At 60.3% G+C, this 7,896-nt stretch carries 3 protein-coding genes; 1 reads left to right on the top strand and 2 read right to left on the bottom strand.

Translation table 11 applies throughout. The features are described from left to right. A partial coding sequence (locus tag CAG47_RS03070) for an S-layer family protein (protein WP_143515800.1) occupies positions 1 to 4,517 on the top strand: 4,517 nt, incomplete at its 5' end. Positions 4,518 to 4,604: 87 nt separating this feature from the next. On the opposite strand, the gene CAG47_RS03065 is transcribed toward CAG47_RS03070, so the two are convergent. Together CAG47_RS03065 and lapD are read right to left on the bottom strand one after the other, a co-directional pair. Then, positions 4,605 to 5,807, bottom strand: a complete 1,203-nt coding sequence (locus CAG47_RS03065; protein WP_085723426.1) for a carboxypeptidase regulatory-like domain-containing protein — start codon at positions 5,805 to 5,807, stop codon at positions 4,605 to 4,607. A gap of 131 nt (positions 5,808 to 5,938) precedes the next feature. Further along, on the bottom strand, positions 5,939 to 7,879 hold the full coding sequence (gene lapD / locus CAG47_RS03060; protein WP_085723425.1) for a cyclic di-GMP receptor LapD: 1,941 nt from the start codon (positions 7,877 to 7,879) through the stop codon (positions 5,939 to 5,941). Positions 7,880 to 7,896: the final 17 nt, after the last annotated feature.

Raw genomic sequence — 7,896 nt, 5'->3', positions numbered from 1 at the left:
TGGTGCTGAATGCCAACGGCACCTACACCTACACCCTCGACACCAGCGCTGCCGACTTCAAAGCCCTGCACGGCGGTGGCAGCGGCACGGAAACCTTCAGCTACACCATCACCGATTCGGACGGCGACAGCAGCACCGCCTACCTGGAACTGCAGGTCCACAATAACGACGATCCGGTGGTCCTCACCGGCCTCAACGTGTATGGCGGCGAACTGACGGTCTACGAAAAAAACCTCAGCGACGGCAGCGCACCGGATGCCACGGCCCTGACCCAGAACGGCACCTTCACCGTCACTGCCCTCGATGGTGTCACCAGCCTGACCGTGGGCGGCATCGCCGTGGTCACCGCTGGCGTGGCGGCGGGCTTCCCGCAATCGGTCACCACGCCGCTGGGCAGCACCCTGACCATCACCGGCTTCAACGCCGCCACCGGCGTGGTGAGCTACAGCTACACCCTCAACGACAACGAAGCGCACCCGACGGGCAACAACGCCAACACCCTGCCTGAGCAGTTCGCCGTGACCGTGGTCGACGACAACGGCAGCACCGCCACCGGCAGCCTCGACGTCAACATCGTCGACGACCTGCCCAAAGGCATGAACGACAGCAATGCCAATACGGCCTCGGAAACCCTGCTGACCCTCAACGGCAACGTGCTGAGCAACGACGTGCAAGGCGCCGACCGCGTGACGGTCGGAGCAAACACCGGCCCGATCACCCCCGGCACCTTCACCGGCACCTACGGCACCCTGGTGCTGAATGCCAACGGCACCTACGTCTACACGCTGAACACCAGCGATGCCGATTTCAAAGCCCTGCACGGCGGTGGCAGCGGCACGGAAACCTTCAGCTACACCATCACCGACTCGGACGGCGACAGCAGCACCGCCTACCTGGAACTGCAGGTCCATAACAACGATGACCTGGTGACTCTCAATGGTCTCGACGTGAATGGCGGCGAGCTGACGGTCTACGAGAAAAATCTCAGTGATGGCTCCAGCCCCAGCACGTCGGCCCTGACCCAGAGCGGGACCTTTACGCTGACCGCCCTGGATGGCCTGCAAACCCTGACTGTCGGTGGCATCGCCGTGGTCACTGGTGGCGTGGTCGCCGGCTTCCCGCAAACCGCCGTTACGCCGCTGGGCAGTACCCTGACCATCACCGGGTTCAACACTGCCACAGGGGTGATCAGCTACAGCTACACCCTCAACGATAACGAAGCCCATCCAACGGCCAACGGCGCCAACAACCTGACCGAGAACTTCGACGTCGTGGCCACAGACACTGACGGCGACACGGCGACAGGACAACTCAATGTCAACATCGTCGATGACCTGCCGAGCGCCAAACCCGACTCGTCGTCGGTGACGGAGGGCGGTACGGTCAATATCAGTGTGCTGGGCAATGACATCAGCGGCGCCGATGGTCCTGCGACGGTGGTTGGCGTGCGCGCCGGTAGCGATACCGCGACGTCGGCTGTCGGCGGCCTGGGCAACCCGATCAATGGCACCTATGGTTACCTGACCCTCGATGCCAATGGCAACGCGGTGTATCACAGCAACTCGAATTCGGTCGGCCCCGCCGGGGCCACTGATACCTTCACCTATACCGTGCGCGACTCCGATGGCGATGAAAGCACCACCACCATCACCATCGACGTGGCCAACAGCGTCATCAAGGCCAACCCCGATAGCGACGTGACGGTCTACGAAAAAGCCCTCGACCTGAGCAAGGATGGCCAGGACCTGGCTGCCGGTACGGTCACCGGCAGCGACCCGGGCAATACCGGCGAAACCGCGTCCGGAACCCTGGTCGGATCTGTCTCGGGTGCCAGCGGCGCGCTCACCTACACGCTGGTCGGCAGCGCTACCGGCACCTACGGGCAGATCCTGCTCAATCCAGACGGCAGCTACACCTACACCCTGACCTCGGCACCGAAAACCTTGCCGAATGCCAACGACGGCCCGAACAGCCTGAGCGAGAGCTTCACCTACAAGGCCACTGATGCGGCAGGCAACAGCAGCACCAGCACCATCGTGGTCAACATTGTCGATGACGTGCCCAAGGCGGTGGCATCGGATCGTTCGGTGGCGGCCGTGGAGATCGATTCCAACCTGCTGATCGTGCTCGATGTCTCCGGCAGTATGGCCGACCCTTCCGGCGTAACAGGCCTGTCGCGGCTGGAGCTGGCCAAGCAGGCCATCAGTGCCTTGCTGGATAAATACGACGACCTCGGCGACGTGAAAGTGCAACTCGTCACCTTCAGCAGCAGCGCTTCGGACAGGACCTCGGTGTGGGTCGATGTCGCGACCGCCAAGACACTGCTCACCGGCCTCACCGCAAACGGCGGCACCAACTACGACGCCGCTGTGGCAACCATGCAAACGGCGTTCAATACCTCGGGCAAACTCACGGGTGCGCAAAACATCGGCTACTTCTTCTCCGACGGCAAACCCACCAGCGGCCAGGAAATCGGCACCGCCGATGAAACCGCGCTGAAAGCCTTCCTCGATGCCAACAACATCAAGAACTACGCGATCGGCCTGGGCAGTGGCGTGAGCAACGCCAACCTCGATCCGCTGGCCTATGACGGTATCAGCCACACCGACACCAATTCGGTGGTGGTGACCGACCTCAACCAGCTCAACTCGGTGCTGTCCGGCACTGTGATCGGCGCACCGGTGACCGGTTCGCTACTGGGTGAGGGCGGAACCTTCGGTGCCGACGGCGGCTTCGTCAAGACCATCACGGTGGACGGCACCACGTACACCTACGATCCGAGCGGCAACAGTAATCAAGGCTCGCTGAACTTCAGCGGTGGGCTCAACCACGGCACGTTCGACACCGTGAACAACACGTTGAACATTGCCACCAACAACAGCGGTACCTTGCTGATCAATCTGGATACCGGCGACTACACCTACATTTCCCAGAAAACCTCGTCGGTGCTGATCACCGAAAACATCGGATTCACCGTCAGCGACAACGACGGCGACCTAACCAGCTCCACCCTGACGGTCAAGGTCATACCTAACGCACCGCCCGTGGCCGCCGATGATAACGTCATCACCAACGTGCTCTCTGGCACCGTCGTGGTGCCGGGCGAGCTGTTGCTGGCCAACGACACCGACCCTGACGGTGACCAACTCTCGGCGACACCGACATCCTTCAATACTGGCTGGGTACTGAAGGGCTCTGACTTCACCGGGGTCAACCAGAACTTCAGCTTTACCGGCAACAGCGCGACGGCCGTGAATATCGCCCGCAGTGCCTTCGTCGCCAATGCCGCGACCATGACCGCTGTGCTGGTGGTCAGTGGCGCATTGGGTGCGGTCGGTGGCAGTACGGGTGACGATTTCATTACCGTCAATCTCAAGGATGGCGAAACCCTCAACCTCAATCACGACCTGGCGGCCGGGCGTATCAGCATGGAGTACTCGGTCAACGGCGGCGGGTTCACCTCCATCGGGGATAACCAGACCATCACCGCGACAGGGGACGGGACCTACCAGATCCACATCAGTAACATCCCCAACGGTTCGAGTGGTGGCGGCAATGGTTCTGAAACCTATCAACTGACCATGACCGTCAACTATGCCGGGGCTCATGACAGTGCTTCGGACTACCACGGCACCTACACCGTCAACGACAACCATGGCGGCAGCGACTCGGCCAATGTGACCATCAGCTATCAGAACGGCCATACCCTCACCGGCACCAGCGGGGATGACATCCTGGTGGCGGGCACGGGCGACAACACCATCAATGCCGGTGACGGCAATGATGTGCTCACCGCCGGTTCCGGCAACAACGTGCTGCACGGCGACGCCGGCAATGATCTGCTCTACAGCGGCCCGGGCAATGACACCCTGGATGGCGGTACAGGCATCGACACGGCCAGCTACGCCCATGCCACCGCCGCCGTGACGGTCAACCTCGGTCTGCTCGGTGGGCAAAACACCCTCGGCGCAGGCACGGACACCCTGACCAGCATCGAAAACCTCACCGGTTCGAACTTCAACGACACATTGACCGGTGACAACAATAACAACGTGATCGACGGCGGCCTGGGCAACGACATCCTCAACGGCGGGGGGGGCGATGACTTGCTGATCGGTGGCCTGGGCAACAACACCCTCAGCGGCGGGGCAGGGGCCGATACCTTCCAGTGGCTCAAGGGCAACAGTGGTCACGACGTGATCACCGACTTCACGCCTGGCACCGACAAGCTCGACCTGTCGCAACTGCTGCAAGGGGAGAACGGCACCACCGCTTCGCTGGATGACTACCTGCACTTCACCGTCACCGGCACCGGGCCATCGACGATGACCAGCATCGACGTCAGTGCCATGGCCGGCGCTGCGCCGAATCAGACCATCGACCTGGCCGGCGTCAACCTTGCCAGCCATTATGGTGTAACGCCGGGATTGGATGGGGTGATCGCGGGCGGGCATGATACGGCGACCATCATCAACGGCATGCTCAACGATCATTCGTTGAAGGTGGACAACGTGTGACCTGAAAGCCGGAACGAAAGAACCGTCATCCCTGTGTAAGGGATGGCGGTTTTTTCATTCAATGGTGTCTAACTACCACTGGAGTCTTTAACGCAGTACTCCGGCAGTAATCGTCCAGGGATCAGACTCTGAGTCGTCACCATGGTCTGCCACCGCGATGAATTGATAAGTGGTTGCGTGCTCCAGACCTGTAACCAATCTGGCCCATTTACCGTTATCGTCGGTCGGTTCCGGTTTCGGATTGCTGACGCCATTGATCTTTAGCCTGATCTGCGCTGACGGGGCCGCATCCCCCCGGACAATTACATGGTTGTATGGGGTGCTACCGTTGTCCTCGACCAGACCGTCCGAATCGTACACGCGAGTGTTGTGCGGCTTGAGGATGGATGCCACGGTAAAGGTGCGGGGCTCGGTGATTTGCCCGTCGCCATAGTCCGCCCTGGCGGCGAGGCAATAGGCGCCGTCTGTCACATCGAGCAGGATTTTCCAGGCACCATCGCCGGGATTCGCAGTTGCAATGGCGTCTTTTATGGGGGCGCCGCCATTGAGTAGCTGAATGCTCTCACCGGGCATGGCATGTCCCTTGATGATCAACTGACTCTTGTTGGTGGTGCCGCCTTCAGGAACAGAAGGACCGCCTTCGGACTCGAGGACGTCATCCAGGCTCAGTTCCACATCCCCTGGGACGCGGAAGGTGAAAGCGCTGGATTCCTTGTCATTGGCTGCCCTGATCCTGATGCTGTAGTTGCCGGCGGCAAGCCCGTCGAGGGTGAGTTTGAACAGGCCGTCACCATTGACAGTGGCTTTCTTGTCCGTGGGTGAGTCGCCGTTGAACGCTTGAACTTCCATATCGGGAGGTGCGTAGCCGGAGAACTCCAGCGAGTCGCCGTCGTAGGTGCCGCCATTTTCGATCGGGCCATCCTTGCCAGCGACTTTGTCGATGATTGGCGTCTCGGTCGCCAGAACGAAAATGTACTGTGGGGAGGAATCGTAAGGTGGTTTTTTTTCAATAGCATCAAGGCTGTAGCGTTTGAAGCCAAAGTTGAATTCGAGTTTTGTGGTCCAGTTTCCTGACGCTTCGCTGGTCACGTCAGTAAGCCGGATCTGGTTGTCGCGAATCCAGAGGTCCTTAGTTGCGCCAGCCGTACCCTTGAGTACCAGGGTTTTGTCAAAAGTAACGCCATTTTTGGCAACAAGGCTGCCGCTGCTGTCCAGGATTTCATCGAAGGTTGTTTTCGCTTCATTCCGCGTGGTTGACGTGAATGTCGAAGTGGGTGATTTAGCCGTCATGATGGTGACTCCGGTGTTGATCAGTGAGGTTGCCGGAGTGATTTAAAACCTGGGTCGATAGCTTTCCTACTGTCATAAATAACGATAGAAGTTGCTTTTCGAAGAAGGTAAAAGTTGCATGGGTTGCCTGACTAAGTTGGCTTCGGCGACCCGATCAACCGCCCCATCGCCCCGAATACACCCAACTCGCGGATGACTTCCAGTTCCCCTGGTGTCTCGACCATCTCGGCAATCAGCGGCAAATCAATGCTGTGGGTCGCGCGAAAGATCGCGTCGATGAACAGCCGCTTGTCAGGCTGCTCGTCGATGTTGCGAATGTAGGCTCCATCGATTTTCAGGTAGGCCAGACCCAGTTGAGTGAGGTTGCCGATCTGGCTGAAGCGCCCGCCAAAGTGTTGCAGGCCGATTCGATAACCGCTGGCAAGCAGACTGTGGCTCAAACGCTGCAGTTCTTCGGCGGATGGCAACTGGCGCTCGTCGATTTCCAGGGTCAGCAGCGGCGCCAGTTCGGGAAGAGAGTCGAGCAGGTCGAGGACTGCTCGCCATTGCACCTGATCGCGTAGAGTGCTGCCGGACAAACTCAGTGCCAAAGGGCGGCGGTTGACCACCAGGTCGTCCAGCGTGGCTTCTAGCATCGCCAGGTCGAACCGCGCCGACCAGCCGAGACGTTCGATCCACGGCAGGAAATGTCCGGCGGCAATCGCTTCGCCCTGTGGGTCAAGCAGGCGTGCAAGCACTTTGTGGTGCAGTACCTGGCGGGTGTCGGCGCATTGCACGACGGGCTGGAAGTACAACTGCATTTTGCCTTCGGTCAAGGCATCGTCGATCCAGGTGCGCCAGTCGTGCTGGGAGTGATTCGGCGCGGTGTCACGGTGGCCCAGGTACACCCAGGGTCGCTCGAGATGTTGCCATGATTCGGTCAGCGCCTGATCAAGGCGCAGAAGTACATTGCCGACCGGCTCACCGGGGTGGTAGGCGACAACACCAAGATGGGCAACCGGCATGCAATCGCTGGCGCCGGTCAGGCGCAGATTCTCCAGGCTGATGCTGACATCGGCGGCCAGGCGCGCAGCACTTTCGGCATCCAGGCCCGGTGTCAACAGGCTGAATTCTCCACCCCGATTGCGCGCCGCCAGCCAGGCGCGCCGCTCCGGCAATTGAGTCAGACGCTTGAGCAATTCGCCCACGGCACTGATCAGTGCGTCTGTCCGTTGGCTGCCCAGTCGCTGGTTGAGTCCGTTCAGGTCGTTGATCCGCAGCATCAGTAAATGGCCATCGCGGCTCTGTTCGCATACTCGCAAATGGTCGGCCAGTTGCTCGTCGAACAGGCGCCGGTTGGCCAGACCGGTGAGGTTGTCCAGCCAGGATTCGGCCCGTAGCTTTTCGCTGCGCTCGGCCTCTTCGACGAACAGCGCCTTGAGCTTTTCGACCATCTGGTTCATGGCCAGCACCACCCGTTTCAGTTCCGGTGTCCGTGGCAGTTTGGGCAGGCTGAGAAACTCGCGTTTACTGATGGCCTCGGCTTGTCGGACCATGCTGTCGAGCGGGCGGAATTGCCGGCGCAGCATCCATCCCCCAATCACCGCACTGAACAGCCCGCACAACAGTAACCAGATCAGGCTGCCGAGGGTGCTGTCCCAGAGCTTGGCCAGGGCGAATTGCGGATTACTCAGTACTTCGACCCGTGCCAATTGTTCCCAGCCGCGCATGATCAAGGCATCGCCGCCCTCCGGGCGCAGGTTGACCAGGCTGACGAACCAGTCAGGCACACCGTCGATTTTCGTCGGTGCGCTGCGCTCCACCAGGGTTTGCTGATCCTTGAGCCTGATGACGCGGATGCTGCTGAAATAGCCGCTGTCGAAAATCGAACTGACCATCAGCTCCATCATTGCCGGGTCGTCGACCTGTGCCGTCAGCGACAACCCCAGCGCGGTGGCTGCATCCTGGGCGTGGGCGCGCAGTTGACTGAGCGTTTGCTCGCGGGAGCTTTCAAGGCTGGCAAAAAAACTGCCGCTGAACGCCACCAGCAGGAACAGGCAGATGGCCAGGAACAACTGTTTACGCAGTGTCATACATCGCTCCTTGCCAT

Origin of the sequence: Pseudomonas sp. R37(2017) (genome assembly GCF_002113375.1) — a bacterium.
Taxonomy (GTDB): domain Bacteria; phylum Pseudomonadota; class Gammaproteobacteria; order Pseudomonadales; family Pseudomonadaceae; genus Aquipseudomonas.
Note: the sequence above shows the minus strand (reverse complement) of the source record. Positions and strands in the feature narration are given on the sequence as shown.

Excerpts from the sequence above, each read along its gene's own strand:
- CAG47_RS03065 (WP_085723426.1), bottom strand. The coding sequence starts at position 5,807 with ATGACGGCTAAATCACCCACTTCGACATTCACGTCAACCACGCGGAAT.
- lapD (WP_085723425.1), bottom strand. The coding sequence starts at position 7,879 with ATGACACTGCGTAAACAGTTGTTCCTGGCCATCTGCCTGTTCCTGCTG.